General features: G+C 73.5%; 23 protein-coding genes. 13 read left to right on the top strand and 10 right to left on the bottom strand.

Going from position 1 to position 26,701, the window contains the following annotated elements:
- Positions 1–129 precede the first annotated feature (129 nt).
- A complete protein-coding gene (locus tag ALMP_RS13730; RefSeq protein WP_264927480.1) occupies positions 130–1,080 on the top strand; it encodes a protein phosphatase 2C domain-containing protein in 951 nt (316 codons plus the stop codon).
- Between the two features lie 27 nt (positions 1,081–1,107).
- On the opposite strand, the gene ALMP_RS13725 is transcribed toward ALMP_RS13730, so the two are convergent.
- Positions 1,108–2,514 (bottom strand): helix-turn-helix transcriptional regulator, encoded by a 1,407-nt coding sequence (locus ALMP_RS13725; protein WP_264927448.1) that lies wholly within the window; start codon positions 2,512–2,514, stop codon positions 1,108–1,110.
- A 223-nt stretch (positions 2,515–2,737) separates the two neighbouring features.
- Between ALMP_RS13725 and ALMP_RS13720 the strand changes: the two genes are divergently transcribed.
- Positions 2,738–3,373 (top strand): hypothetical protein, encoded by a 636-nt coding sequence (locus ALMP_RS13720; RefSeq protein ID WP_264927447.1) that lies wholly within the window; start codon positions 2,738–2,740, stop codon positions 3,371–3,373.
- Positions 3,374–4,048: 675 nt separating this feature from the next.
- The gene (locus ALMP_RS13715; RefSeq protein WP_264927479.1) at positions 4,049–4,471 is read left to right on the top strand and encodes an ATP-binding protein; all 423 of its coding nucleotides are present in this window, start codon (positions 4,049–4,051) and stop codon (positions 4,469–4,471) included.
- 75 nt (positions 4,472–4,546) lie between these two features.
- Here ALMP_RS13715 and ALMP_RS13710 read toward each other — a convergent pair whose 3' ends face one another.
- Positions 4,547–5,593, bottom strand: a complete 1,047-nt coding sequence (locus ALMP_RS13710; protein WP_264927446.1) for a DUF2637 domain-containing protein — start codon at positions 5,591–5,593, stop codon at positions 4,547–4,549.
- A 299-nt stretch (positions 5,594–5,892) separates the two neighbouring features.
- Positions 5,893–6,741, bottom strand: coding sequence for a (2Fe-2S)-binding protein (locus ALMP_RS13705; RefSeq protein WP_264927445.1), 849 nt, complete (start codon positions 6,739–6,741; stop codon positions 5,893–5,895).
- 156 nt (positions 6,742–6,897) lie between these two features.
- Between ALMP_RS13705 and ALMP_RS13700 the strand changes: the two genes are divergently transcribed.
- Complete coding sequence (locus ALMP_RS13700) at positions 6,898–7,698, top strand: GntR family transcriptional regulator (RefSeq protein ID WP_264927444.1); 801 nt, start codon at positions 6,898–6,900, stop codon at positions 7,696–7,698.
- Between the two features lie 57 nt (positions 7,699–7,755).
- The gene (locus tag ALMP_RS13695; protein WP_264927443.1) at positions 7,756–7,911 is read left to right on the top strand and encodes a hypothetical protein; all 156 of its coding nucleotides are present in this window, start codon (positions 7,756–7,758) and stop codon (positions 7,909–7,911) included.
- A gap of 140 nt (positions 7,912–8,051) precedes the next feature.
- Here the strand turns inward: ALMP_RS13695 and ALMP_RS13690 are convergent, their stop codons facing one another.
- Both ALMP_RS13690 and ALMP_RS13685 read right to left on the bottom strand, forming a co-directional pair.
- Positions 8,052–8,825, bottom strand: coding sequence for a hypothetical protein (locus ALMP_RS13690; protein ID WP_264927442.1), 774 nt, complete (start codon positions 8,823–8,825; stop codon positions 8,052–8,054).
- Positions 8,826–8,951: 126 nt separating this feature from the next.
- Entirely contained in the window at positions 8,952–10,643 is a 1,692-nt protein-coding gene (locus tag ALMP_RS13685; protein ID WP_264927441.1) for a PucR family transcriptional regulator, read from the bottom strand.
- 356 nt (positions 10,644–10,999) lie between these two features.
- Here ALMP_RS13685 and ALMP_RS13680 point away from each other — a divergent pair, with 356 nt between their 5' ends.
- The 5 genes from ALMP_RS13680 to ALMP_RS13660 all read left to right on the top strand — a co-directional run bounded on the left by ALMP_RS13680 (position 11,000) and on the right by ALMP_RS13660 (position 17,606).
- Entirely contained in the window at positions 11,000–11,890 is an 891-nt protein-coding gene (locus ALMP_RS13680) for a xanthine dehydrogenase family protein subunit M (RefSeq protein ID WP_264927439.1), read from the top strand.
- Complete coding sequence (locus ALMP_RS13675) at positions 11,890–12,426, top strand: (2Fe-2S)-binding protein (RefSeq protein ID WP_264927437.1); 537 nt, start codon at positions 11,890–11,892, stop codon at positions 12,424–12,426. Before ALMP_RS13680 ends, ALMP_RS13675 begins: the two co-directional genes overlap by 1 nt.
- Positions 12,427–12,428: 2 nt before the next feature.
- Positions 12,429–14,813: a xanthine dehydrogenase family protein molybdopterin-binding subunit gene (locus ALMP_RS13670; protein ID WP_264927435.1), complete on the top strand. Its 2,385-nt coding sequence runs from the start codon at positions 12,429–12,431 to the stop codon at positions 14,811–14,813.
- A 125-nt stretch (positions 14,814–14,938) separates the two neighbouring features.
- On the top strand, positions 14,939–16,396 hold the full coding sequence (locus ALMP_RS13665; protein ID WP_264927434.1) for an NCS2 family permease: 1,458 nt from the start codon (positions 14,939–14,941) through the stop codon (positions 16,394–16,396).
- Positions 16,397–16,454: 58 nt separating this feature from the next.
- A complete protein-coding gene (locus tag ALMP_RS13660) occupies positions 16,455–17,606 on the top strand; it encodes an XdhC/CoxI family protein (RefSeq protein WP_264927433.1) in 1,152 nt (383 codons plus the stop codon).
- Here the strand turns inward: ALMP_RS13660 and ALMP_RS13655 are convergent.
- A complete protein-coding gene (locus ALMP_RS13655) occupies positions 17,558–18,868 on the bottom strand; it encodes a lanthionine synthetase LanC family protein (protein WP_264927432.1) in 1,311 nt (436 codons plus the stop codon). The two genes, ALMP_RS13660 and ALMP_RS13655, sit on opposite strands and share 49 nt — an antisense overlap.
- Positions 18,869–18,916: 48 nt before the next feature.
- Positions 18,917–19,357, bottom strand: a complete 441-nt coding sequence (locus tag ALMP_RS13650; protein WP_264927431.1) for an SRPBCC family protein — start codon at positions 19,355–19,357, stop codon at positions 18,917–18,919.
- A 248-nt stretch (positions 19,358–19,605) separates the two neighbouring features.
- Here ALMP_RS13650 and ALMP_RS13645 point away from each other — a divergent pair, with 248 nt between their 5' ends.
- Entirely contained in the window at positions 19,606–20,616 is a 1,011-nt protein-coding gene (locus ALMP_RS13645; RefSeq protein WP_264927429.1) for a glycosyltransferase family 2 protein, read from the top strand.
- A 94-nt stretch (positions 20,617–20,710) separates the two neighbouring features.
- Here ALMP_RS13645 and ALMP_RS13640 read toward each other — a convergent pair whose 3' ends face one another.
- Both ALMP_RS13640 and ALMP_RS13635 read right to left on the bottom strand, forming a co-directional pair.
- Positions 20,711–22,132 (bottom strand): family 43 glycosylhydrolase, encoded by a 1,422-nt coding sequence (locus ALMP_RS13640; RefSeq protein WP_264927478.1) that lies wholly within the window; start codon positions 22,130–22,132, stop codon positions 20,711–20,713.
- Positions 22,133–22,188: 56 nt separating this feature from the next.
- On the bottom strand, positions 22,189–23,688 hold the full coding sequence (locus ALMP_RS13635) for a family 43 glycosylhydrolase (protein ID WP_264927427.1): 1,500 nt from the start codon (positions 23,686–23,688) through the stop codon (positions 22,189–22,191).
- A 309-nt stretch (positions 23,689–23,997) separates the two neighbouring features.
- Between ALMP_RS13635 and ALMP_RS13630 the strand changes: the two genes are divergently transcribed.
- On the top strand, positions 23,998–24,663 hold the full coding sequence (locus ALMP_RS13630) for a hypothetical protein (protein WP_264927426.1): 666 nt from the start codon (positions 23,998–24,000) through the stop codon (positions 24,661–24,663).
- Positions 24,664–24,783: 120 nt separating this feature from the next.
- On the top strand, positions 24,784–25,473 hold the full coding sequence (locus ALMP_RS13625; RefSeq protein WP_264927425.1) for a class F sortase: 690 nt from the start codon (positions 24,784–24,786) through the stop codon (positions 25,471–25,473).
- A gap of 121 nt (positions 25,474–25,594) precedes the next feature.
- Here the strand turns inward: ALMP_RS13625 and ALMP_RS13620 are convergent, their stop codons facing one another.
- Positions 25,595–26,635, bottom strand: coding sequence for a LacI family DNA-binding transcriptional regulator (locus tag ALMP_RS13620; protein WP_264927424.1), 1,041 nt, complete (start codon positions 26,633–26,635; stop codon positions 25,595–25,597).
- Positions 26,636–26,701 lie beyond the last annotated feature (66 nt).

The raw sequence follows: 26,701 nt of genomic DNA, 5'->3' as shown, positions 1-26,701 counted from the left end.
GCGCCGCCCCCGCCCGCCCCCACCGCCTCCGCCCTCGGCACCGCGACCCCGTTCGGCGCGAGCGCCTCCCCACCGGACGCGGAGCGCGTTCCGCCCGCTCCCGACCGTCCCCCCGCCGCCCAGCCCTACATCGGCTCCGGCCCGCCCACCTACGACGCCGAGCCCACCGCGCTCCCGGCCGCCGACCCCGACGCCCTCGACGACCTGGTTCCCGACACCGTCCTGGACGGCGCCCGGTACGGGGCCTGCACCCTGCGGGCCGCGTCGGTGCGCGGGGACTCCGCCCGGTACCGGGGCGAGCCGCGCCGGGACTGCCTGCTCACCGCCCGCTTCGGCGCCGGCGAGCAGGCACTGGTCCTGGTCGCGATGGCGACCGGCGCCCGCGCCACCGCCGGGGCCCACCGGGCGGCCGCCGAGGCGTGCCAGTGGATCGCCCGGGCCGTCGGCCGCAGCCACGTCCGCCTCAGCGAGGACATGCGAGCCGCCCGGCGCGGCGACCTGAAGTCCGGCCTGCACCGTCTCACCGACCGCAGCCTCGGCCGGCTCCGGGCCGGCGCCGCCGAACAGGGCCTGGAGCCCGAGGAGTACTCGGCCACCCTGCGCTGTCTCCTGCTGCCCGCCGACCCCGCCTGCCGGATCCGGATCTTCTTCGGCGTCGGCCCCGGCGGACTGTTCCGCCTCAGGGGCGGCGAGTGGCAGGACGTCGAACCGGGGGCCGGCGAGGTCGCCGGCGAGCCGGTCGTCGGGTTCGGCTCCCCGCCGGCCGAGACACCCGAGGGCGACCGACTCACCATGGACCTGGCCATCCCGACCCCGCCGAACCCGTACGACCCGGACCCCGGGCCGCCCCGTGAGCCGTTCCGCTTCCGGGCCTCCGTGGCCCGCCCGGGCGACACGCTCCTGATGTGCACCGAAGGCCTCGCGGAACCGCTGCGCGGCGAACCCGAACTCCCCGCCCACCTCGCCCAGCGGTGGTCCGGCCCCACCCCGCCCGGACTGGCCGCGTTCCTCGCCGACACCCTGATCCGGGTCAAGGGCTACGCCGACGACCGCACGGCCGCCGCCGTCTGGGAGGCCTGAGCGGCCCGGGCGGCTCCGGCACGCCCGTCAGTCCGTCACGGGGACCCATCCGCGCTGCGCGCCGTCCGTGTCGTACGCGTAGCGGGGCAGGCCCACGATGCCGCTCGTGCGGAACGGGCGGCCGTGGTCGTCGATACGGACCGTGCCCGTGCGGCCCTGGGAGGACCAGTCGAGTTCGAGGTACCAGGAGCAGGCGCAGCCCTCCGTCCGCGCGGTGACCAGCAGCACCTCCGGGTCGGTGGCCGACACGCGGTAGGGCATGCGGACGGCCGGGATCGGCGCGCCCGCGTCGTTGCCGGCCACCGAGCGGGCGATGGGCCGGTCCTTGTCCAGGTCGACGGCGAAGTGCCGGGGGGTGATCGCGCCGCCGCAGCCCTGGTCCATCGCGTAGACGTTGCCCGCGACGGGGGCGGTCCGGCCGACGACCCGCACGCGCAGCGCCGTGAGGACGACGGCCGTGGAGCTGCGGCCCTGTACGGAGATCTCCACGTTGGTCTCCCGCCCGTGCACCGCGCCCTGCGTCGCCGCCCAGGGCCCGGCGTCCTGCGGGGCAGGGGGCGGCGGGACCTGCGCCGGCGGCTTGGCGACGACGTAGTCGTGACCGCAGCCGAGCGCCCACGTCTGTGCGTCGGCCGTCCAGGTGAGGGGGACGGCCGCTCCCGCGCCGCCGGACGGGGCCGTGCCCGTGGCGGGCGGCGACGGCTTCCCGGGGCCGGGCGAGGGCGAGCCGGTGCCGGGCGCACGGGAGGGGGAGGCGGACGGCGAGGCGGACCCGGACCCGGAGGGCGTCGGTGTGGACGACGGGTGCGCTGCCGCCGGTGCCGTCGTACGGGGCGGAGCCGGCGAACCGGCCGCCCCGGGGGACGACGGGTCGTCGGCGGGCAGCGCGGACAGCGTGCCGAGGGTGGCGAGCAGCACGACGGCGAGCGCCGCGAGAACGGCGGTGCGGCGGCGCCGGCGCGCGGGGCGGAGAGAGCCGGCGGGAGCACCCTCCGGACCGTCCTCCGCGGGCAGTTCCACCACGCGCGGTTCCTCGGCCGCTGCCTCGGCCGCTTCCTCGGCCGTCTTTTCGGCTGCTCCTTCGGCCGCCTCCCCGGCAGCTCCCTCCTGCGCGCCGAGCGCCTCCGCGGCCTCCGACACGGCCGCCGCCCCGTCCGGCGCTTCCTCGGCACGGGGCCGCTGCCGGGCCGCCGACGCCAGGAGCCACCGCCGGTGCAGCTCGAGCCGTTCCTCCGGTAAGGCGCCGCAGAACTCCGCCAGCCGCTCCACCGGGGCGAAGTCCTGCGGCACGGCCTCCCCGGCGCAGTAGCGGTGCAGCGTCGAGGTGTTCATGCCGAGCCGGCGCGCCAGCGAGCCGTAGCTCCGCCCGGTGCGCTCCTTCAGCTCCGCCAGCAGTGCCGCGAACTCCGCGACCTCGTCCCGTGCTGCCGACACCGTTCCCCCGTCCGTCGCGGCCGTATCCCAGGCACTCTAATACCTGCACGTCAGAAGGGGTGGGATGGTTCCATGCCGGTCGATCGGGCGCGGTGGCTTGCCGTCGGACGGGGCGGGCGCCGATGCTCTTGGTGTCGCCGCCGGGCAGAGCCGGGCCGACCATCCGCCACCCGGTGACGCCGCACCACCCATGTACTCACGCACTCACTCACGGGGGACACCCATGTTCAAGCGCACCCGAGCCGGGATGCTCACCACGCTCACCGCACTCGCCTCCGCGGGCCTCGCCCTCGGTACCGTGCTCACCGCACCGGCGGGCGCCGCACCCACGTCGGCCGCCCCCAAGGCGCCTGGCTTCCTCGCGGCGAAGGACCTGCCGCCGCACCCGTCGTCGTCGTGGACGGCCGACCCGGTCAAGGACGGCGTCCCCGAGGCGCTGATCAGCTGTGTGCGGGACACGATGCCGGGCTACGACTCCCGCTACCGCGAGTTCCGCACCGACCTCGACACCGGCGCCGAGCAGGTCACGATCGTCGTCGGCAGCACCGCCAAGGCCAAGGCCCTCGCCGACCGCCTGAACAAGGACATGCGTACCTGCGCCGCCGAGATCGAGCAGTCCGACCCCGAGCTGCGGGCCGTGGGCCGGGACTACGGCGCGCTCGCGGTCGAGGAGGGCGCCCGCGTCCACGGTCTGCACATCGAGACGTCCTGGGGCGCGACCGACATCCACCTCGTCTCGGTCGGCCGGGACGGCCGGACCGTGACCCTCGTGCGGTGGGGTCAGATGGGCGACTTCTCCGACGCCCCGGTGAAGGCCTTCAAGAAGACGACCGTCACGGCCGTCCAGAAGCTCTACTGACCGCGGGACCACCCGAAGAGGAGACGGGGCCGCCGGCCCTCCCGCCACGGGGGTCGGGAGGGTCGGCGGCCCCGCACCACCACGACCGGCCGGTGCGGGTTTCGGCCAACTTCTCCGCGCGGCCCGGCGTGCCGTACCACCCGTCCCAGCTCTTCCTCGTGTACGGAGGGATCGGCAGGCGGGCGTCGGCGAAGTGGCGCACCCGCTTCGGGTGGACGCACCGGCTCACGACCCTTGGTGGGGGCGGCGACCGTGCGGTGCCGGTCGCGCGGGCGCACGCCCGTCGGCGACCCGTCCGCGCCGTCGTACGGCCGGTACCCGCCCCACCCATCGGAACCGGCGCCGACCAGCGCTTTCACCCTCCGGAGCCGGTCACGGGCGGGGGACGGCCCGGCCGGGGGCGATCCGCGCCGCCCGCCCCGCCGTCCGTGCCGCGCTCCGCCGCGCGCCGCCTCCGCGCCGGTCGGGCCCCGCCGACGTGGGCCCGGACATGGCCGAACACCCGGTCGTTGATGATTCGACATGACTGGCCCGGTGCCGACGGGGCAAGCATCCCCGTGAACGTGTTCGAGCAGGAGGGGAACCCACATCGGCACGCGGGCGGGGGTCATGAAGAGGCAGGCACGAGGCAGCGGTTCCACGGTGATCGCGGCCACCTCGAAGCAGACGCGGACAGTGGAGGACAAGACCGACAGCGCCGACGAGCGGGCCCAGGCGGCCCAGCTGCGGCGCAGACTCGGCCGGGCGGACCTGAGAGCCGTCCCCGAGACCAGGCGGGCGCTGCGCGAGCTGCTGCGGCACTGGGGGGAGCCGGGACAGTCGGACACGGCGGAACTGCTCACCAGCGAGCTCGTCACCAACGCGCTCGTCCACACCGACCACGACGCGGTCCTGACGGCGACCGTGTCACCGGAGGGTCTGCGGGTGGAGGTGCGGGACTTCGTGGCCCGCCATCCGCGACCACGCGCGCAGACCACCGACGACGGCACGCACGGCCGGGGCCTGGTCCTGGTGGAGTCCCTCGCCGACGCGTGGGGCGTGCGGGCGCATGGCGTCGGCAAGGTCGTGTGGTTCGAGCTGGACGCCGAAGCGGCGTGACCGGGCCATGAGCACGGGAAGGGGCCGCGACCTCGCCGGTCGCGGCCCCTTCCCGTGGTGCTCTGTGCGGACCCGTCAGCCGAACTGCTGCTCCAGGTCCTTGAGCTTGCGCTCCAGGGAGTCCAGGCGCGGCAGCGCCATGGTGTCGTCCTCCGCCGTGAGGTCGACGGTGATCGGGTCAGAACTCTGGCGTACGGGCTGTAGGGAGGGCCGCGTACGGACGGGCAACTGCTCCGGCGCGTTCGCTATGGCAGGCTCCGCGGAGACCCGTTCGCCGGCCCGCTCCAGCGCGGCCTGCGGCTCCAGCTGACGACCACCGCGGCCCGGGAAGCTCCGGTGGCCCCGGCTGATCGCCTTGAGCTGGGCGCGCTCCACGCGCTGCTGCTCCCGGCGGCGCAGTCGGGCCTGCTCCTTCTGCCGCTTGTCCTCGCGGACCTCCTCGACGGCCTCGTCCAGGCTGCGCACGCCCTCCAGGAGCATGAGCGACCACGCCTTGTAGGTCTCGCGGGGGGCACGCAGCCAGCGCACGACGCGGATCTGCGGCAGCGGGCGCGGCACGAGGCCCTGCTCGCGCAGCGCGGCGCGGCGGGTCTGCTTCAGCGCGCGGTCGAAGAGGACGGCCGCCGACAGCGACATGCCGGCGAAGAAGTGGGGGGCGCCGTCGTGACCGATGCCCCGGGGGGCGTGGACCCAGTTGAACCAGGCCGCGGCGCCCGCGAACGTCCACACGAGTATCCGGGAGCCGAGCGCCGCGTCACCGTGGCTCGCCTCGCGCACCGCGAGGACCGAGCAGAACATCGCGGCCCCGTCCAGGCCGAACGGCACCAGGTACTCCCAGCCGCCGGACAGGTTCAGGTTCTGCCGGCCGAAGCCGACCAGGCCGTGGAAGGAGAGCGCGGCGGCGACGGCCGCGCAGCAGAACAACAGCACATAGGAGGCGGTGCCGTACAGGGCTTCCTTGCGCCGGCGGCGCTCCTCGCTGCGCTCCCACGAGTCGTCCGCGCTCGCGTTCTCCCCGGAGGAGCGCTTTCCGCGCGCGAGCACCGCCACCGCCGCCAGCATGCCCAGGAGCAGTACGGCGCCCGGAAGCAGCCAGTTCAGCGATATGTCGGTCAGTCTCATCTGGGGTCCCTTGCATTGGGATAGGGCGTAACGCCCGCCATAGTGGCCCAATCCCTCCGGCCCTCATGGGGTTTCGGGGCAAGAGGCCGCCAAGGAAGTGCAAGGGAATGCCCAGGGCGACGTTCTGCTCGAACTGCCGCTTGAGGGGCGGGAGTTGAGTTCGAACAAGACTACCCGTACGGGTGGTTCCACGGAAAGTTCCTGCGTCGGGTGAGGAAGATGTGAAGACCTTGACCGCGCGGGAGTCTCGTCCGGGTGATCTTACGGGACGCGGTCGGACGCCCTCGCCTGAGGGTGCCTCAACCGGTCGCGGCGGCCAGAAGCTTGGTGACGCGGTCCGTGTCGCGGGTGCGCGGGCAGGTGACGCAGGTGTCCTCGGGGCGCACCGTGTAGAACATGCAGCAGCTCGCCCGGTCCCGGGTGGGCAGCGACTCGCCGTCCGGACCGGTCAGTTCACGGAAGGCGGCCGACCCGACGTACGGCCGGGTGGCGCCCGGCAGCAGCAGCTCCAGCTCGCGCCGGGCCCGCCGCTGCTCCTCCTCGCCCATCAGCTGGGCGACGTACCACAGGCCCTCGACTGTCTCGTCCGTCACCATGCCCCACAGGGCGCGTGCGCGGCGCCGGGTACGCGGTCCGAAGCCGGCCAGGACGGGTTCGTGGTGCTCGGCGACGGCCGCCCGCACCTCCGCCCGCAGCGCCTCCTCGTCCGGGACCACCCGGGCGCCGGGCAGCGCCGCCGCCGGATCGCCGGGCAGGCAGGCGAAGGAGGCGGGTGCCCGCACGGCCATGCGCATGGTGTCGCCGGTGCGGTCGTACGAGACATGTGTCACGGGGAAGCGGGGCACCCGGCGGCTCAGGAACCAGGGCGCGGTGATCAGCAGGCAGGCCGGCCAGGCGTACCGGTGCAGTCCGAAGCTGGCGACGACGTCCGGGCGCGCCCGCACGGCGTGGTCGCGCAGCACCTGTGCGTCGTCCCAGGCCAGGAACGCCTCCAGGGCGGCGCCGCCCGCGGCGAGCTCGGCCGCCGCGACCCAGCCGCCGCCGCTCGGCGCCGGCTCCCCGGCCGCCAGCTCGGTGACCGTGAGGCCCGGGAGGACCTCGGCGAGCCGGGTGAACGCCTCCGCTGTGACCGACGGGGCTGTGGGCATGCCGGGACCCCCGATCCACGCACGATTGAAGTAAGGCTTACCTTACCTGATGTGGTCGGGATTTGAACTGGCGGCCAGTGCGCCTAAGGTGCTTGACGGACGAGTAACAACCCGCCGTAATGACCCCAAGTACCGACACGTCCCCAGGAGGATCCCGTGGAGCAGAGCGCGCAGGGCTTTGCCGGTACGGGAATCCCGCAGGGGCACGGTGCCGCGCCGCGGGTGCCGACGCAGTCCCGGGCGGCGGACCTGGACCGCGCGTGCGGCACGAACGGCACGACGGCGCGGGGTGAGCACACCCACTGTGAGGCGCCGCTGCCGCGGGCGCGGCCCGTCGTCCAACGGGCCTCCGTGCGCGGGCAGATCCTCGACGCGCTGCGCACCGCGCTCGTCGGCGGGGAGCTGAAGCCCGGCGAGGTGTACTCGGCGCCGGCCCTCGGCGAGCGCTTCGGGGTGTCCGCGACGCCGGTGCGCGAGGCGATGCAGCAGCTCGCCCTGGAGGGGGCCGTCGAGGTCGTGCCCAACCGGGGGTTCCGGGTGATCGTGCGGGGCGCGCGGGAGCTGGCGGAGCTGGCCGAGGTGCGGGCGCTGATCGAGGTTCCGGTGATGCTGCGGCTGGCCCGGACGGTGCCCGCCGAGCGGTGGGCGCAGCTGCGTCCCCTCGCCGAGGCGACCGTGCGCGCCGCGACGTCCGGCTGCCTGGCGACGTACGCGGAGGCCGACCGGACCTTCCACCGGGCGATGCTGGCGCTGTCCGGCAACGAGCAGCTGGTGGGCATCGCGGAGGACCTGCACCGGCGTGCCCAGTGGCCGCTCGTCGGCGGGCCGGTCACCCGGGGGTGCGCGGAACTCGTCGCCGACGCGTCGGAGCACATGGCGCTGCTGGAGGCGCTGACGGTGGGCGACCTGGACACGGTGCGGACACTGGTACGCGACCACGTCACAGGCAAAAGCTGACCGCCCCGCACGGCGCGCACCGGGACGACTCCGGCCGGCCGGGTCACGGTGAACGACGTGTACCGGATCGTCGGCGACCACTACGGGGTGAGCCTGCCCCGCGAGACCGTCCTCGGCCGGCGCCTGCCGCACGCCTTCACCGAGCCCCGGGGGGTGCTGGTCCGCCCCCGGGTCCGGTGCCCGGGCGAGTACCGGCTGGGGTGCTGCTTCTAAAAGGTGCGCGACCAGCCGGGCCGCCCCCCTGAGGGCTGCCCCGGGGGAGATCAGCGGGCCCGCGGTCGCCAAGGCGGTGGAGGTCGGGCCCGACCCGAAGTACGCCGACGTCCGCAGGCCGTGACCGGGACGCCGTCCGCTCACGCCGTGGCCGCCGGCGGCGCCAACTGCCGGGCCAGCCACGTCGGTACGCCCCCGAGCAGGCGGAACAGCCGCCTGGCCTCCTCACGCAGCCGGGAGGCCTCCGGCTCGACCTCCGCGTCCGCGAGGGACGCGAGCGCCGGGGCCGTACCCACCAGGTAGCCCAATTCCTCCCGGATGCGCAGGGACTCGGCGAAGCCGTGCCGGGCCTCGGCGATGTCGCCGTCCCGCAGCGCGAGCCCCGCGAGATGACGCCAGGTGAAGGACAGCAGCAGCGCGTCGGAGTGGGCCGCGGCGGCCGCGTGGGCACGCCGGTAGGCGGCGCGCGCGGCCTGCGGGGAACGGGCGATGTTCTCCGCGAGCAGCCCGCGGCGGAAGTCCAGCAGCGCCCGCCCCGCCGCGTCCGGAGGGATCAGCGCGGCGGCCCGGCCGAGCGCGGCCCGCGCCTCGTCGACCCGGTCGCGCACCCCGTGCAGGGTCGCCGCGTACGCCAGGTGCCCGCGTTCACAAGCGGCCGCGCCCCGCTCCTCGTCGCTGTGGGCCAGCGCCTCCGCCGTGCGCAGCGCGTCCTCCGCGTCCTGCCAGCCCTGCTCGGTGTACAGACACCGCTCGACCAGGAGTCCGGCCCGCTGGATGGAGCCCGCCGCGGTGTCGGGCGGGAGCAGCGCCGCGGCGTCCGCCCAGCAGGCACGCGAGCGCAGCCGCCACACCGCGGTCTGGAGGGGATCGTCACCGGCGGTCGTTCCGTTACCAGACATGGCGGGATGCGCCACTTGCCCTCCCCGAGCACGCCATCGAGCTTTGGTTGGTGGCGGCATCTCAGCACGAAGTCAGGGGCCGGGCCAAGGGGGCGGGTGAAGGATTTCACAAAGTCGTGGGACTCCGGGGCCCCAGGGGTTTCAGCTCATGCGCAGCGCCAGGAAGAAGTCCAGCTTGTCCTCCAGCCGCGACAGGTCACGGCCCGTCAACTGCTCGATGCGGCCCACCCGGTAGCGCAACGTGTTGACGTGCAGGTGCAGCCGGGACGCACAGCGCGTCCATGAGCCGTCGCAGTCGAGGAACGCCTCCAGGGTCGGGATCAGCTCGGCGCGGTGGCGGCGGTCGTAGTCGCGCAGCGGGTCCAGCAGCCGCGCGGTGAAGGCCCGGCGGACGTCGTCGGGGACGAACGGCAGCAGCAGCACGTGCGAGGCCAGCTCCTGGTGGCCGGCCGCGCACACCCGGCCGGGGCGGGCGGCGGCCACCCGCCGCGCGTGCCGGGCCTCCTCCAGCGCGCCGCGCAGCCCCTCCGCCGAGTGCACCGCCGCGCTCACGCCCAGCGTGACCCGGCCGTCGCCGTCGAGCCCCGCCGACAGCGGTTCGCGCACGGCGGCGAGGAGGGCGTCGGCGAGGATGCCGGACTCGGAGCCGTCGTGCTCGGTGGAGACCGCCGGCAGCGGCACCAGGGCGACGGCCTCGTCACCGGTGTGGGCGACGGCGATGCGGTCGGAGGGCTCGGGACCGGTGGCGTGCGGGTCGACCAGGATCTCCTCCAGCAGCGACTGGGCGACCGGACCGGGCTCGACGCCGCCCTCGGCGGCGGCCCCCTCCCCGTCCCACTCGACGCGCGCCACCACCACCTGCCAGTGCGGGGCGGCCCCGAGACCGGGCAGCAGCACCGGCGCGGCGACCCGCAGACGGGCCGCGATCTCGGCGGGCGCCGCCCCCGTCTGCACCAGTTCCAGCACCTCCTGCGCGAGCCGCCTGCGCACCGTGCGCGCCGCGTCCCGGCGGTCCCGCTCGACCGCGATGAGCTGGGTGACGCCCTGGAGCAGGTCCAGACGCTCCTCCGCCCAGTCACCGGCGTCCGCCTCGACGGCCAGCAGCCAGTCCGCCAGCACCGTGCCGCGCGGATCCGGCCCGGCCTGCGGGGAGCGGCCGGTGCTGCGGATCGGGAACAGCGAGTACGTCGTCGGCCCGAGGGTGACGCGATGGGGGCCGCGGCGGCCGGTGCGCACGGCCGCCAGGTGCTCCGCCGCGAGCCGCCCGCACATCTCGGCCGCGAGCGGCGGCCCCGCCACCTTCGGCCCCGCGATGAGCCGCCCGGTGGGGGAGAGCACCCAGGCCCGCAGGTCCAGGTCGGAGCCGAGCAGGTCCAGGACGACGTCCGGGCCGCCGCCCGCCGGCCCCGAGGTCATCATCCGGCGGTGCCGCTCCACGACGGCCGCCAGGTCCCCGGCCCGCTCCCCGGACACCTGCCGCACGACGTGCTCGGTGATCGTCGCGAACGCCACCGACTCGTGCACCGCGAACAGCGGCAGCCGGTGCCGGGCACAGGCCACCACCAGGTCGTCCGGCACATCGCCCAACTCGGCCTCGCCCGCGGCGAGCGCGGCCACTCCCGCCTGCACCAGGATCCGTACGAACGGCTCGGAGTCCGCGGCGTCCCGGCGCCAGGCCAGGCCCGTCAGCACCAGCTCACCGCCGGAGAGATAGCGGCTGGGGTCGCGCAGATCGGTCGTCATCACCCCGCGCACCGTGCGGTCCAGCTCGTCCTCGCCGCCGAGCAGCCTGAGGCCCAGCGCATCGGTGTCCAGCAGTGCGCGCAGCCGCATTCTCGTCGCCGCCGTTCCTTGTCTCGAAATCTACGATGAGGCGTGAGGCCCCTAGGGCTCCAGGGGCTGCGCCGACGGGCGCAGGCCCCCCATGAGCCGCATTCTTCGATTGCCGGGTCGTTTCCCACGTTTCCACAGGAAAACCAGGAGGTTACCGAGACCCTCCATTCATACGAATCTACAAGATGCCCGCGCCGACCAGCCAACTCCTTCATGGTTTCGGTGACTGACCCGCATGGAGCAAGGCGCTGTGTACTGACGTCACTCCACGTGAAAAGCACATGAACGAGCCGGGCCCGCCGCACCCGATTCTGGCTCGATCCGAACGACTCACGAGACGAAGAAGAGAGCCGGTCATGGACTTCCTTCGCCCCGCCAGCTGGGAGGAGGCGCTCGCCGCGAAGGCCGAGCACCCCACCGCTGTGCCGATCGCGGGCGGCACCGACGTGATGGTCGAGATCAACTTCGACCACCGCAGGCCCGAGTACCTCCTCGACCTCAACCGCATCGGTGACCTCTACGAGTGGGAGGTCGGCGAGGACAGCGTGCGGCTCGGTGCCTCCGTGCCCTATACGAAGATCATGGAGAACCTGCGGACCGAGCTGCCGGGCCTGGCCCTGGCCGCGCACACCGTCGCCTCCCCGCAGATCCGCAACCGCGGCGGCGTCGGCGGCAACCTCGGCACCGCCTCCCCGGCCGGTGACGCCCACCCCGCGCTGCTCGCGGCCGGCGCCGAGGTCGAGGCCGAGTCGGTGCGCGGCTCCCGCCGCATCCCGATCGACGCGTTCTACCAGGGCGTCAAGCGCAACGCGCTCGCGCCGGACGAGCTGATCCGCGCGGTGCACATCAAGAAGGCCGACGGTCCGCAGCAGTTCTCCAAGGTCGGCACCCGCAACGCCATGGTCATCGCGGTGTGCGCGTTCGGCCTCGCCCTGCACCCCTCGTCGCGCACGGTCCGCACGGGCATCGGCTCCGCCGCCCCGACCCCCGTGCGGGCGAAGACGGCGGAGGAGTTCCTGAACGCGGCGCTCGACGAGGGCGGCTTCTGGGACAACGGAAAGATCGTCACCCCGTCGGTCGCCAAGCAGTTCGCGGACCTGTGCGCCGCCGCCTGCAACCCGATCGACGACGTCCGGGGCACCGCGAGCTACCGCCGTCACGCGGTCGGCGTCATGGCCCGTCGCACGCTGACCTGGACCTGGGAGTCCTACCGCGGCACCCGCCGCGCCTCAGAGGGAGCTGCGTGATGCGCGTCAACTTCACGGTCAACGGACGTCCGCAGGAGGCCGACGACGTGTGGGAGGGCGAGTCCCTGCTGTACGTGCTGCGCGAGCGGCTCGGGCTGCCGGGTTCGAAGAACGCCTGCGAACAGGGCGAATGCGGCTCCTGCACGGTCCGCCTCGACGGTGTGCCCGTGTGCTCCTGCCTGGTGGCGGCCGGTCAGGTCGAGGGCCGGGACGTCGTCACGGTCGAGGGCCTGGCCGACCACGCCCGGCGGCGCGCCTGCGGTGCGTCACCGGCCGGGGGCACCGACTCCCGGACCGGCGAGGGCACCGAGCTGTCCCCGATCCAGCAGGCGTTCATCGACGCCGGCGCCGTCCAGTGCGGCTTCTGCACGCCCGGTCTGCTGGTCGCCGCCGACGAGATGCTGGAGCGCAACCCCGACCCGTCGGACGCGGACATCCGCGAGGCGCTCTCGGGCAACCTGTGCCGCTGCACCGGCTACGAGAAGATCATGGACGCGGTCCGCCTCGCGGCCGCCCGGCAGTCCGAGGGGGTCTGACCATGCCGGCCAACGGCGCTCCCACGAAAATCACCCAGGGCTCGCAGACCAAGGGCGGCATCGGAGAGTCCACGCTCCGCCCGGACGGCACCCTGAAGGTCACCGGCGAGTTCGCCTACTCGTCCGACATGTGGCACGAGGACATGCTGTGGGGGCAGATCCTGCGCTCCACCGTCGCCCACGCCGAGATCGTCTCGATCGACACCTCCGAGGCCCTGGCTCTCCCCGGCGTGTACGCCGTCCTGACCTACGACGACCTGCCGACCGACGTGAAGCACTACGGCCTGGAGATCCAGGACACCCCGGTCCTCGCGCACGGCAAGGTCCGCCACCACGGCGAGCCGGTCGCGATCGTCGCCGCCGACCACCCGGAGACCGCCCGCCGGGCCGCCGCCAGGATCAAGGTGGAGTACCGCGAACTGCCGGTCGTCACCGACGAGGCCTCCGCGACCGCCCCGGACGCGATCCTCGTCCACGAGAACCGCACCGACCACCACAGCGGCCACGTCCCGCACCCCAACATCGTCCACCGCCAGCCGATCGTCCGCGGCGACGCGGCCGCGGCCGCCGGGCGGGCCGACGTCATCGTCAGGGGCGAGTACCGCTTCGGCATGCAGGACCAGGCCTTCCTCGGCCCCGAGTCCGGCCTCGCCGTGCCGGAGGAGGACGGCGGCGTCCACCTCTACATCGCCACCCAGTGGCTCCACTCCGACCTGCGGCAGATCGCGCCCGTCCTCGGGCTGCCGCCGGAGAAGGTGCGGATGACGCTGGCCGGTGTCGGCGGCGCGTTCGGCGGCCGCGAGGACCTGTCGATGCAGATCCACGCCTGCCTGCTGGCGCTGCGCACCGGCAAGCCCGTCAAGATCGTCTACAACCGCTTCGAGTCCTTCTTCGGGCACGTCCACCGCCACCCGGCCCGCCTGTACTACGAGCACGGGGCGACCAGGGACGGCAAGCTGACGCACGTCAAGTGCCGGATCGTCCTGGACGGCGGCGCGTACGCCTCCGCCTCCCCGGCCGTGGTCGGCAACGCCTCCTCGCTCGGCATCGGCCCGTACAAGGTCGACGACGTCGACATCGAGGCCATCGCCCTCTACACCAACAACCCGCCCTGCGGCGCGATGCGCGGCTTCGGCGCGGTCCAGGCGTGCTTCGCCTACGAGGCGCAGATGGACAAGGTGGCGAAGGAACTCGGCCTGGACCCGGTGGAGTTCCGGCAGCTCAACGCCATGGAACAGGGCACGCTCATGCCGACGGGCCAGCCGGTGGACTCGCCGGCACCCGTCGCCGAGCTCCTGCGCCGGGTCAAGGCGATGCCGATGCCGCCGGAGCGCCAGTGGGAGAGCAGCGAGGGCGCCGACGTACGGCAGCTGCCCGGCGGCCTGTCCAACACCACGCACGGCGAAGGCGTCGTACGGGGTGTCGGCTACGCGGTCGGCATCAAGAACGTCGGCTTCTCCGAGGGCTTCGACGACTACTCGACGGCGCGGGTGCGCGTGGAGGTCGTCGGCGGCGAGCCCGTGGCGACCGTGCACACCGCGATGGCGGAGGTCGGCCAGGGCGGCGTCACCGTCCACGCGCAGATCGCCCGCACCGAGCTGGGCGTCACCCAGGTGACCATCCACCCGGCGGACACCCGGGTCGGCAGCGCCGGCTCGACGTCGGCCTCACGGCAGACGTACGTCACCGGTGGCGCCGTGAAGAACGCCTGCGAGCTGGTGCGGGAGAAGGTGCTGGAGACCGGGCGCCGCAAGTTCGGCTCCCACCACCCGGCCTGGGCCACCGCCGAGCTGCTGCTGGAGGGCGGCAAGGTCGTCACCGACGGCGGCGAGGTGCTCGCCGACCTGGCGGACGTCCTCGGCGACGAGGCCGTGGAGGTCGAGGAGGAGTGGCGGCACCGGCCGACCGAGCCCTTCGACCTGCGCACCGGCCAGGGCAACGGGCACGTGCAGTACTCCTTCGCCGCCCACCGCGCGGTCGTCGAGGTCGACACCGAGCTGGGCCTGGTGAAGGTCGTCGAGCTGGCCTGCGCCCAGGACGTCGGCAAGGCGCTCAACCCGCTGTCCGTCCTCGGCCAGATCCAGGGCGGCACGACCCAGGGGCTGGGCGTGGCCGTCATGGAGGAGATCATCGTCGACCCGAAGACGGCGAAGGTGAAGAACCCCTCCTTCACGGACTACCTCATCCCCACCATCCTCGACACGCCGACCATCCCCGTCGACGTCCTCGAACTCGCCGACGACCACGCCCCGTACGGGCTGCGCGGCGTCGGCGAGGCCCCCACCCTGTCGTCGACCCCGGCGGTCCTGGCCGCCATCCGGAACGCGACGGGCCTGGAGCTGAACAGGACACCGGTACGGCCGGAGCATCTGACCGGTACCGCCTGACAGATCGCCGGGCGGCGCACGGAACGTCACACACTCCGCGCCGCCCGGAGCACCCACCGTTCGTCTCGGGCCGTCCCCCGGGTCGTGCACATCCCAACCCCCGTTGAAACTTGGGAGACGGCACCATGACCCAGCAGTCACTGGAGCCCAGGAACACCGCCGAGGACGCGGGCGACGGCACCCGCGTCCCGGCCGGCAGATCCTGGCTCGACCGGTACTTCCACATATCCCCGCGGGGCAGCTCGATCGCGCGTGAGGTGCGCGGCGGCGTCACCACCTTCATGGCGATGGCGTACATCCTGCTGCTCAACCCCCTGATCCTGTCCGGCGAGGACGCCGCCGGGAACACCCTCGGCCAGCAGGCGCTGATCACCGCGACCGCGTTCGCCGCGGCGCTCACCACCCTGCTGATGGGCTTCGTCGGCAAGGTGCCGCTCGCGCTCGCCGCCGGCCTGTCCGTCTCCGGCGTCCTCGCCTCCCAGGTCGCCCCGCGGATGACCTGGCCGCAGGCGATGGGCATGTGCGTGATGTACGGCGTCGTCATCATGCTGCTCGTCGTCACCGGCCTCCGCGAGATGATCATGAACGCGATCCCGCTCGCGCTCAAGCACGCGATCACCATGGGCATCGGCCTGTTCATCGCCCTGATCGGCTTCTACAAGGCCGGCTTCGTGCACCGGGGCGAGGCGACGCCCGTGTCGCTCGGCCCCACGGGCGAGCTGGCCGGCTGGCCGGTGCTGCTCTTCGCCGTCACCCTCCTCGCGATCTTCATGCTCCAGGCGCGCGGCGTCCCCGGCGCGATCCTGATCGGCGTCGTCGGCGGGACCGTGCTCGCCGTCGTCCTCAACGCACTCGGGGTCATCGACCCGAAGCAGTGGGCGAGCGGCGCCCCCGAACTGCACGGCGGCGCCGTCTCGATGCCGGACTTCTCGCTCTTCGGGCACGTCGAGTTCGGCGGCTGGGGCGAGGTCGGCGCGATGACCGTCGGCATGATCGTGTTCACACTGGTGCTCGCCGGGTTCTTCGACGCGATGGCCACCATCATCGGCGTCGGCACCGAGGCGCGGCTCGCCGACGACAAGGGCCGTATGCCGGGCCTGTCCAAGGCGCTGTTCATCGACGGCGCCGGCGGGGCGATCGGCGGTGTGTCGGGCGCGTCCGGCCAGACGGTGTTCGTCGAGTCCGCGACGGGCGTGGGCGAGGGCGCCCGCACCGGCCTCTCCTCGGTGGTCACCGGCCTGCTCTTCGCGGCCTGTCTCTTCTTCACCCCGCTGACCGCGATCGTCCCGGGCGAGGTCGCCGCCGCGGCGCTGGTGGTCATCGGCGCCATGATGATGATGAACGCCCGGCACGTCGACTGGGCCGACCGGGCCACCGCGATCCCCGTCTTCCTGACCGTCGTCATCATGCCGTTCACGTACTCGATCACCGCGGGTGTCGCCGGCGGCGTCATCTCGTACGCCGCCGTCAAGGCCGCACAGGGCAGGGCACGGGAGATCGGCGCCTTCATGTGGGGGCTGACCGTGATCTTCCTGGTCTACTTCGCCCTCGACCCCATCGAGAGCTGGCTCGGCGTCCACTAGACCTCTCCCAGCCCCTCTCCCCGACCCTCCGCACGACCGCAGACAAGGAGACCGAGACATGCTGGACATCGCCGAGGAGCTGAACCGGTGGGTCGAGCAGGGCCGTGACTTCGCCGTGGCCACCGTGGTGGCCGTCGGCGGCAGCGCGCCCCGTCAGCCCGGCGCCGCCCTCGCGGTGGACGCCGACGGCACGGCGGTCGGCTCGGTCTCCGGCGGCTGTGTGGAGGGCGCGGTGTACGAGCTGTGCCGGCAGGCGCTGACGGACGGCGAGCCGGTCTTCGAGCGCTTCGGCTACAGCGACGACGACGCCTTCGCCGTCGGCCTGACCTGCGGCGGCGTCATCGACATCCTCGTGGTGCCGGTACGGGCGGACGACCCCGCCCGCCCGGTCGTCACGGCCGCGCTCGCCGCCGCCGCGGGCGGCGGGGCAGCGGCCCTCGCCCGGATCGTCCGGGGCCCCGCCGACCTCGTCGGCCGCGCGCTCCTCGTCCGCCCCGACGGCTCCCACGACGGCGGCTTCGGCGCCCACCCCGAACTGGACCGCACGGTCGTCGCCGAGGCCGGCGCCCTCCTCGACGCCGGCCGCACCGGCACCCTGGAGATCGGCGAACAGGGGTCGCGCTGCGGCGCCCCGCTCACCGTCCTCGTCGAGTCCTCCGTGCCCCCGCCCCGCATGATCGTCTTCGGCGCCGTCGACTTCGCGGCGGCCCTGGTACGCGTCGGCAAGTTCCTCGGCCACCACGTCACCGTGTGCGACGCGCGCCCGGTGTTCGCCACGCGGGCCCGCTTCCCCGAGGCCGACGAGGTCGTCGTCGAGTGGCCGCACCGGTACCTGGAGCGCACCCGGGTGGACGCGCGGACCGTGCTGTGCGTGCTCACCCACGACGCCAAGTTCGACGTGCCCCTGCTGCGGCTCGCGCTGCGCCTGCCGGTCGCCTACGTCGGCGCCATGGGCTCCCGCCGCACCCACCTCGACCGTAACGAGCGGCTGCGCGCGGTGGGCGTCACCGAGCTGGAACTGGCGCGGCTGCGCTCACCCATCGGCCTCGACCTGGGCGCCCGTACCCCCGAGGAGACGGCGCTGTCGATCGCCGCGGAGATCGTCGCCGCCCGGCGCGGCGGCAGCGGCGTGTCGCTGACCGGCGCGCACACACCGATCCATCACGACATCACATCGGTGCCGGCGGTCCGGGTCGGCTCCGTCGCCTGAAGCCCGGCCATGAGCCGGCGCACCGGCGGCTGGTCCGGCCAGACGAACGCGTAGTGCGGATCGTCCGCCTCGCTCAGCCGGACGAACCGCAGCAGCTCGCGCACGATGCCCGCGTTGCCCATCGCCCAGCCGGGGCGCGGCTCCAGCGTGCTCGGGGTGGCCCGGTGCTCGACGTTGGACCAGCGCGCGCCGGCGGCGTCCCGGGTCGCCCGGGCGAGCAGGTCCGCGACCAGCACCTGGGCGAAGTGCGGGGCGTCGCCCCGCTCGGCGATCCGGTCGCAGGCCAGTGCCAGCACACCCGCCGTGCCGCAGCAGCGGCCGTTGTTGTCCCAGAAGCCGGGCCGCAGCCGGGCCGGCAGCCCCGACCTGGTGACCGTGTGCCAGCAGCGGTCGGCGAGGTCCGCCCACCCGGGCTCGGCCAGCACGTCCCGCAGCAGCCGGAAGACCTGGGCGTCGCCGGCCGGCCCGTGGCACCAGCCGTAGCTGTGACGCTCGATCCGGTCGGGCAGGTACTGCGGGTCGGAGTGCGGCACCAGGAAACCGTCCGGACCCGCCTCGTCGAGCGACACGACGTCCGCGGCGCCGGCCCGCGCCAGCTCAACCAGATCCGACCGGCCGGTGGCCGTGCCGACGGCGGCCAGCGCGTACACGATGCCGAGCGTGCCGTGCGAGAGGTGGTGCAGCCGCGACTCGATGCCCAACCGGTGCGCCCACCGCACACCCGCCGGCGTCTCCTCGGCCGTCCGCGCGTACGGCTCCAGCGCGAGCACGGCGAGCTCGGCGTCACCGGCCGCCAGCGCCCCCAGCCCGATGCCCGCGTTGCCGCCCATCAGCTCGAACAGCTCACCCCAGCGGGTTCCGTCGAAATCCGCCCGCACCCGCTCGAGGGCCCGGCCGGCCGCGGCACCGGCCGCCCCGTCGCCCAGCTCCCGGTGGACGGCCCGCAGCGCGAGCGCCACGCCCGTGCGGCCGAAGTACAGCGAGTCGTCCCGGCACTCCTCGACGGCGGTGACGAGGCTGCGCGCCGCCCGCAGCGCGGTGTCGCCGTAGGTGTCGTCCCCGAAGTGCCGCCGCGCCTCCAGCAGCACCGGCACGATCCCGGCGGTCCCGTCGTAGAGCATCGGCCGGACCGCCGTGTCCGAGGGCCGGGAGGGCCAGCCGAGCCCCCCGCCCCCGGTGTCCCGGGCCGCCCCCAGCAGCCACCGCAGCCCGTCCACGGCCACCGCCTCGACCTCGTCCACCACCACGCCCACACCCGTCATGCGTCCACCCTGGCATGCGGCGGAGGGTCTGCCCAGGGGCGGCCGGAGTCAGGGGCGGCGCAGCAGGCGGTTGGCGGCGCGGCCGAACATCCGGCGGGCGACGGCGCGCAGCAGCGGGTCGGCGCCGGACGGCAGCGGACGCAGGCGCAGCTCCTCGCGCCACACGACGCGGGTCCGCCCGCCCGGCCCCGGCCGCACCTCGATCTCGGCCCAGCCCAGGACCGTACGGCCGCGTTTCTCCAAGCGGCACAGCCCCGGTTCGTCCTCGCCCGGCGGGCACCAGACGGTGACCTCCATCCGGTCGTCGACGGAGAGCGGCCCGATGCCGGAGCGGGCCACGAACACCGTGCCCTCGCGCGTCGGCCCGGGCGTGACCACGGTGATCCGGGTCAGCGGGACGACGTCGCCGTGCCGGGGCCACTCGGTGAGCCGGCGCCAGGCTTCGTCGAGGGGGAGCGGTGCCGTGCGTTCGAACTGGAAGGTGACCACGTAGTGATCGTAGGGAGTCCGCGGGGTCCGGCGGCGCCTTCGCCGACGGCTCACACGCTCGGCGCAGTGGCGCGGCGCCGCCGAGGGCGGCACGGCTGGCGTCGCCCGTCCGCCCGCCCCGCTGGTCGGCGGCGACCGCCGAGCCTGTGACCTGCACCGACGCACCGCGTGTTTGGGGCGGCCGTCAGCTGGCACCCGAGAGGTCAGGAGCCGCCCGGCCGCCGCCCCGGGCGGAGGAAGGCCCGCGGATGACCGCCCCGACCGCGTACACCGTCGTGATCCCCACCCTCGTGCGGGACACCCTCGCCGACTGTCTCGGCGCGCTCGCCGCCGCGAAGGGCCCGAAGCCGGCCGGGATCGTCCTGGTCGACGACCGGCCCGAACCCGAACCCGGCGCGCTGGAGCACCCGTTGAGCGTCCTCGGCGACCTGCGGGCCCGCACGGTCGTCCGGCACGGCGGCGGCCGCGGTCCCGCCGCCGCCCGCAACACCGGTGTACGCGCGGTCGGTTCGCCCTGGACCGTCCTCCTCGACGACGGCGTCCAGGTGGGACCCCACTGGGGCGAGCAGCTCACCGAGGACCTCGCGGACGCCACCCCCGACACGGCCGGCGTCCAGGGCGTGCTGGCCGTCCCCCTGTCGGACCGGCGCCGCCCCACCGACTGGGAACGCACCACCGCGGGCCTCGCCCGGGCCCGCTGGATCACCGCCGACATGGCCTACCGCACCGAGGTGCTGCGCCGGGTCGGCGGCTTCGACGAACGCTTCCGGCACACCTTCCGGGAGGACACCGACCTCGCCCTGCGGCTGCTGGACGCCGGGTGGCGCATCCGGCAGGGGCGGCGCACCAGCCGCCTCCCGGTGCGTCCGGCCGACCGCTGGGTGTCGCTGCGCGCCCAGTGCGGCCACGCCGACGACGCCCTGATGCGCCGGCTGCACGGGCCCGGCTGGCGGCACCGGGCGCTCACACCGCGCGAGCGGATCCGTTCCCACGTGGCGACCACCGCGGCGGGGCTCGCCGCGGGCACCCTCGCCGCGACCGGCCGCCGCCGGGCGGCCACCGCCGCCGCGCTCGGCTGGGCCGTGGGCACCGGCGAGTACGCGTGGACGCGCATCGCCCCCGGCCCGCGCACCCGTGACGAGGTCACCACTCTCCTCGCCACCAGCGTGCTCATCCCGCCCGCCGCGACCTGGCACCATCTGACCGGCATCTGGCGCCACCGGCACAGCGCCCCCTGGCAGGGCCCGGCGCCCCCGTGAACGGGGACACGGCCGAGGGGCCGCCCGACGAACGGACGGCCCCTCGTTCAGTGGTCGCTCTCCGGGAGCGGGGGAAGCCGGACGCGCCGGCGGCTCACTGGGCGTAGTACGTCGCGTCCGCCCGGTCCGTCGCCGTGCTCGGCGTCTGCACGTACAGCAGGTAGTTGTAGTGGCGGATGTAGCGGCCCGGGAGGTTGTACGACTCGTAGGAGATGCCCGCCGAGTCGGCCAGCCCCGCACGCGTGTGGAAGGTGGCGTCGGAGGCGAACTGGGCCGTGCCGTCGTTCTTCTCCACCCACACCTCGGAGTTCTTGTGCCGCAGGTAGTAGCCGGGGAAGTTGGCCGCCTCCAGCGACACCGTCCCGCTGCCGGCCAGGCCGGGCACCACCCGGAACTGCGAGTCCGCGAGCGGGCTCACGTTGGCCTCGATGCGGGCCCGGTACTCCCAGTGCCGGATGAACCGGTCGGCGAAGTTGTACGAGGAGAACCGCTGCGGGGTGACGCCGTCGGCGACCGGGATGCCGAAGTCGGGAGTGCCGTCGGCCTTCCAGTACACCTTCTGCACCCGGGTGCGGCGGTTGGGGTCGTTCAGCGGGTCGCCGCTGATCTGCTTGTAGCTGCGGTCGTGGTAGACGAGGATGTCGGACTTGCCGTCCTCGGAGACGGTGAAGGAGTTGTGGCCGGGACCGTACTGCGAGGTCGCGTCACTGGACTTGAAGACGGGCTGCGTGCCCTTCGTCCAGGAGGCCGGGTTGGTCAGGTCGGAGCTCGCGGACGCGGTCAGCATGCCCAGGCAGTAGTTGGCGTCGGTGGCGCTCGCCGAGTACGTCATGAAGACCTTGCCGCCGCGCTGGATGACGGCCGGGCCCTCGTTGACCTTGAAGCCGATGGTCTCCCAGGACAGCGTGGGCTGGGAGAGCTCCGCCGGGGTGCCGGTGATGGTCCAGGGGTTGGCCATCTTCGCGAGGAACAGGCTGGTGTTGTTGTTCTCGGCCGGGTTGCGCTGCGCCCAGGCCAGGTAGCGCACGCCGTTCACGACGAAGGTGGTGGCATCGAGGGAGAACGTCTCCCACGTGGTCTTGATCTGCCCCTTCTCCGTCCAGGTGGCGGTCAGCGGGTTGGCGCCCGTGCCCTCCAGGACGTACATGCGGATCGCCCAGATGTCGTTGGTGGCGCCGGCCGCGAAGTACACGTACCACTTGCCGTCGATGAAGTGGATCTCCGGGGCCCAGATGTGGGCGCCCATGATGCCGCTGGTGTGCTTGGTCCAGATGGTGACCTCCTGGGCCGTCGACAGGCCCTGGATGGTCGTCGCCCGGCGCAGCACGATGCGGTCGTACTCGGGGACCGTGGCGGTGAAGTAGTAGAAGCCGTCGGTGTGTTTGAAGATGTGCGGGTCGGCCCGCTTCTCGGCGATGGGGTTGGTGTACGTCACGGCGGGGGAGTCGGGTACGGCGGCCTGGGCGGGAGTGCCCACGCCGGTGAGGACCGCCGCGAGGGCGACCAGCACGGCCATGAGCAGCCGGACGGCGTTGCGTCTCAAGGGAGTTCTCCAGATCAGGGGGAGGGCGATCAGGTGGTGGGCACGAGGCGCCACTGTTGGCAGGCGTTGTTGAGCCAGGTCCACTGCCGTACGTCGGTCCCGTCGGCGGTGCCGCAGTTGGCGACGTCGGCGACCTTGCCGCTGTTCTCGTTCACCAGCCGGACGTAGTCGCCGCTCGCGGTGAACACGGCTCGGAAGCGCTGGCACTTGTTGTTCAGCCACGACCACTGGCGCAGGTCGGCGCCGTCGGCGGTGGAGCACTCGGCGGTGTCCAGCACGCCCCCGGTGGCCACGTTCACCAGCCGGCTCGTGTCGTCGCCGAGGTCCTCGATCCGCCACTTCTGGTTGGCCCCGCCGGTGCAGGTCCACTGGAAGACGTTGGTGCCGTTGGCGCTCGAGCCGCCCGCCAGGTCCAGACACTTGCCGCTGTTGCGGTTGACGAGGGTGTACGACGTCGGGGTCGCCGCCGTCTCGCCGGACGGGCCGGGGAGCGTGGTGCCGAGCGCGACGGGCGTGCCGAAGTTCGGGGTGCCGTCGGCGTTCCAGGTGAACTTCTGCGCCCGGGTCGTCCGCCCGTTGCCGCAGCCGCCGTTCGCCGAGGAGTTGGCGTGGTAGACGATCCAGTTCTCGGTGCCGTCGGGGGAGGTGAAGAAGCCGTTGTGGCCGGGGCCGTAGACGCTGTTGGCGTCACTGCGCTGGAAGACGGGCGTCTGCTTCTTCGTCCAGGAGGCCGGGTTCAGCGGGTCGGAGCCGGTCAGCTCCAGCTGGCCGAGCTTGTAGTCGGGGGTGCCGCAGAAGCTCGCGGAGTAGGTGAGGAAGGTGCGGCCGTCGTGGTAGAGCGGCTCGGGGCCCTCGTTCACCGGATGACCGGAGGTCTCCCAGCTCAGCGTGGGGCTGGAGATCACGGTGAAGGTGTTGCTCGCGAGCGTGTACGGGTTGCTCAGCGGCGCGATGACCAGGCTCTGCGCGCCGCCGTTCACGAAGCCGCTGCCGACCAGGTACAGCTTGCCGCCGGCCCGCAGCAGGCTCGCGTCGATCAGCCAGCCGCCCGGGGAGAGGTTGGAGCCGGTGAGGGAGCCCTTGTAGGTGTAGGGCCCGAGCGGGTCGGAGCCGGCGCTCTCCAGGACATGCGTGCGCTGGGAGTCGCAGCAGGCCACCCCGCTCTGCCCGGCCGAGTAGTACAGGTACCACTTGCCGTCGACGAGGTGGAGCTCCGGCGCCCAGATGTTGGTGTTGCGGGTGGGCGTGGTGTCCGACCACACCTGCACGGTCGGCGCGCCGGCGAGCCCGGCCAGGGTCGGCGCCTTGCGGATGCCGAGGACTCCGGTGAACGTCGTCGTCACCAGGTAGTAGTTGCCGGCGTAGTACTCGAGCCAGGGGTCGGCGCCTTTGGTCGATTTCAGCGGGTTGGTGTACGGGCGGCCCTCGGCCGCCGACACCGGCTGGGTCGCCGCGACCAGCGCGACGAGGAGCGCGAGCGCGACCACCAGCAGGGGTCTGCGGCGCGAGGTGCGTGCGCCAGGGCGCATCCGAAACATCCGAGGCATACAGGACCGTCCCTTGTCCCGACCTCGTTCGTCATCTCGAACAAGGTTCGTAACTTCGGCCGAACCATAAGGGGCGATCACGCGGTCGTCAATGGTTTCGACAGGCGGTCGCCCGGGGCGCGGACGGCCGCGCCGGAAGGGGGCCCATGCGGCTGTAGGGGTGGAGTCGTAACCCGTGTGAACGTCCCGGATGGTGCGCGGCGCGGAACTGACTGACGGTGGATCACGTCAGCGCCGGGTCCGTCAGCTGGTGAGATGTCAGCTGCCCGGCCGCGACGGAAGGACTCTCAGATGCGTTCTGCCCGCATGCTGCTCGCCACCGCTACGGCCACGGCCGCTCTCGCGATCGCCGCGCCGGCCTACGCCGTCACGATGGCCGACTCGGGGCAAGAGGACTCCTCCCACAGCAAGGAGTACGGCGACTCCTCCGAGAGCAAGAAGGACTCCTCGTACGGCAAGGAGCACGAGGACTCCTCGTACAGCAAGGAGCACGAGGACTCCTCGTACGGCAAGGAGCACGAGGACTCCTCGTACAGCAAGAAGCACGACTCCTACGGCAAGGAGCATGACAAGCACGGCAAGCACCACTCGCCGCGCGGTGGCATGCACACGGGCGGCGGAGCGCTGGTCCTGGTGAACGCGGACGACTGGGCCACGGCCAAGGACCCCAAGCACGACCCGGAGACGTACAAGGACAAGAGCGACTCGAGCAGCGAGGAGCACTCGTCCGGCAAGAGCGACAAGGAGTGGGGCGGCCACGACAAGGAGTGGAGCGGCGAGCACGACAAGGGTTCCTGGAAGGACAAGCACGACAAGCCGCACGGCGGGATGCACACCGGTGGCGGCGCCCTCGCCTCTCCGAGCGGCATGACCGCGGGCGGGCTGGCCGCGCTTGCCGTCGCGGGCGCGGGTCTCTACACGCTGCGGCGCAAGAAGGCCGCCGGAAACGCGGCGTGAGCCATGCCTGACGCCATAACAGCCGGGCCGCCGCAGTACGCGTCCCGCCCGTCGCGGCGGCCCGGCTGCCCCGCTCGACCTGTCGTGTCCGCTGCCGTGCCCTAGTGAGGTGGTCTTCGAATGGCAGCCAGCCCTACCGCTCCCCCCGATCCCACTCCGACGCCGGCCAGACGCAGGGCCCGCAGGGTGGCGACGGTGTTCTGGGGCGCGGCTGCCCTGCTCCTGACGGCGCACCTGGTCGTCGATCCTCCGGAGGAGCCGGCCGGCCGCCTCCGCACGCCGCACGCCCCGCCCGCTCCGGCCGTCGCGTCCTCCGCCCCGCCCGCCCCGCCCACCCCGCGCCCGGTCGGCAAGCACCTGCCGCGGTCCCGGCCGGTCCGCCTGCTGATCCCGGAGATCTCCGTCGACGCGCCCTTCACCGATCTCGCCATCGGCCGTTCGGGCCAGCTCCAACCCCCTCCCGCGGACGACACCAACCTGGTCGGCTGGTACGCCCAGGGCGCGTCGCCCGGTGAGCGGGGTACGTCGATCATCGCCGGGCACGTGGACACGGCGACCTCCCCGGCCGTCTTCGTCGAACTCGGGGAGCTGGAGAAGGGGGACCGGTTCCAGGTGGCGCGGGCCGACGGGCGCCGGGCGTCCTTCGTGGTCGACAGCGTGGAGATCTTCGACAAGGACGACTTCCCCAGCGAACGGGTGTACGGGGACACCCCCCAGGCCCAGGTACGGCTGATCACGTGCGCCGGGGACTACGACCGCAAGGCCCGGGACTACACGGCGAACCTGGTGGTCTTCGCCCATCTGGTCTGAGCGGGTCCACTCCTGCGCGTGCCGGATGGCGGGGTCGGTGGCGGGGCGGCAAAAGGTCGTACCGGCCCCGCGCCGCGGACGCCGTCCTCGGATCCGCGCCGCGGGACCCGCTGAGCCCGGATCAGGAGGACAGGGCGCCGATCCCGGCCGGTGCGGGGCGCTCGCCCGAGCCGCGGACGATCAGCCGGGTGGGGATGGTGACCGTGCGGGCCCGGGCGCGGTCGCCGTCGAGACGGGACAGGGCGGTGGTCGCGGCCGTCCTGCCGATCGCCTCGGGGTCCTGGGCGACGACGGTCAGGGCCGGTTCGAGTGCCTCCGCGAGGGCCACGTCGTCGAAGGCGACGACCGCGACGTCCTTCCGCCCGCCACGGGCGAGTTCGGTGACGATGCCCAGCGCGACCATGTTGTTGCCGGCGAACAGGGCGGTGGGCGGATCCGCCAGCTCGAGCAGCCGGGAGGTCGCGGCGGCGGCGCCGTGCTGGTCGTGGGCGCTGGTGACCAGGGCCCGGTCGTAGGGAAGGCCGGCTTCCTGGAGGGCCGAGCGGTATCCGGCCAGACGCTCGCGGCGGGTGTAGAGCTTGGTCGGCAGGTCCCCGACGAAGCCGATGCGCCGGTGACCGTGGGTGATCAGATGGGTGACGCCCTCGTGGGCGCCCGCGCGGTTGGAGCTGACCACACTGTCCGTGGCCAGGCCGACGCCCGGCCGGTCGATGAAGACCACGGGCAGGCCCGCGGCGCGATGGGCCTTGAGCGGGGAGTGGTCGGCGCCGACGGACGGCACGACCATCAGGATGCTGACGCGACGGGCCAGGAACTTGTCCGTCAGCGCGCGCTCACGGTCGGGATCGTCCGCGGAGGAGCCCATCAGAAGGGTCAGACCGCGGTCGCGGACGGTGTCCTCGATGCTGCCGGCCACGGCCCCGAAGAAGGGGTTGCCGAGGTCGGGGACGACCAGTCCGATGGTGGTGTCGGGGCCGCCGACGCGGATGTTGCGCGCCATGAGGTTCGGCTGGAAGCCGAGCCTGGCCACGGCGGCGAGAACCTGTTCCCTCGTCCGGGCGGAGGCGGGTCCGTCCTCGTTGAGGACGCGGGAGACGGTCTTGGCGCTGACACCCACCTCACGGGCGACGTCGGCCAGGGTGGGGCGGCGGTTCGCTGCCATGGAGAAGGCGTCTCCTGTGCTCGTCGGGTTCCGGCCGCGGCCTCGGCCGGAAACCTGTGAGTTGAT

Origin of the sequence: Streptomyces sp. A012304 (assembly GCF_026008495.1) — a bacterium.
Classification (GTDB): Bacteria; Actinomycetota; Actinomycetes; order Streptomycetales; family Streptomycetaceae; genus Streptomyces.
The sequence above is the reverse complement of the archived record's forward strand: the minus strand, read 5'-3'. Positions and strand labels throughout refer to the sequence as shown.

Excerpts from the sequence above, each read along its gene's own strand:
- ALMP_RS13655 (WP_264927432.1), bottom strand. The coding sequence starts at position 18,868 with ATGACGGGTGTGGGCGTGGTGGTGGACGAGGTCGAGGCGGTGGCCGTG.
- ALMP_RS13635 (WP_264927427.1), bottom strand. The coding sequence starts at position 23,688 with ATGCGCCCTGGCGCACGCACCTCGCGCCGCAGACCCCTGCTGGTGGTC.
- ALMP_RS13710 (WP_264927446.1), bottom strand. The coding sequence starts at position 5,593 with ATGAGACTGACCGACATATCGCTGAACTGGCTGCTTCCGGGCGCCGTA.
- ALMP_RS13670 (WP_264927435.1), top strand. The coding sequence starts at position 12,429 with ATGCCGGCCAACGGCGCTCCCACGAAAATCACCCAGGGCTCGCAGACC.
- ALMP_RS13660 (WP_264927433.1), top strand. The coding sequence starts at position 16,455 with ATGCTGGACATCGCCGAGGAGCTGAACCGGTGGGTCGAGCAGGGCCGT.
- ALMP_RS13680 (WP_264927439.1), top strand. The coding sequence starts at position 11,000 with ATGGACTTCCTTCGCCCCGCCAGCTGGGAGGAGGCGCTCGCCGCGAAG.
- ALMP_RS13640 (WP_264927478.1), bottom strand. The coding sequence starts at position 22,132 with ATGGCCGTGCTGGTCGCCCTCGCGGCGGTCCTCACCGGCGTGGGCACT.
- ALMP_RS13645 (WP_264927429.1), top strand. The coding sequence starts at position 19,606 with ATGACCGCCCCGACCGCGTACACCGTCGTGATCCCCACCCTCGTGCGG.
- ALMP_RS13630 (WP_264927426.1), top strand. The coding sequence starts at position 23,998 with ATGCGTTCTGCCCGCATGCTGCTCGCCACCGCTACGGCCACGGCCGCT.
- ALMP_RS13625 (WP_264927425.1), top strand. The coding sequence starts at position 24,784 with ATGGCAGCCAGCCCTACCGCTCCCCCCGATCCCACTCCGACGCCGGCC.
- ALMP_RS13665 (WP_264927434.1), top strand. The coding sequence starts at position 14,939 with ATGACCCAGCAGTCACTGGAGCCCAGGAACACCGCCGAGGACGCGGGC.
- ALMP_RS13620 (WP_264927424.1), bottom strand. The coding sequence starts at position 26,635 with ATGGCAGCGAACCGCCGCCCCACCCTGGCCGACGTCGCCCGTGAGGTG.
- ALMP_RS13675 (WP_264927437.1), top strand. The coding sequence starts at position 11,890 with ATGCGCGTCAACTTCACGGTCAACGGACGTCCGCAGGAGGCCGACGAC.
- ALMP_RS13685 (WP_264927441.1), bottom strand. The coding sequence starts at position 10,643 with ATGCGGCTGCGCGCACTGCTGGACACCGATGCGCTGGGCCTCAGGCTG.
- ALMP_RS13705 (WP_264927445.1), bottom strand. The coding sequence starts at position 6,741 with ATGCCCACAGCCCCGTCGGTCACAGCGGAGGCGTTCACCCGGCTCGCC.
- ALMP_RS13720 (WP_264927447.1), top strand. The coding sequence starts at position 2,738 with ATGTTCAAGCGCACCCGAGCCGGGATGCTCACCACGCTCACCGCACTC.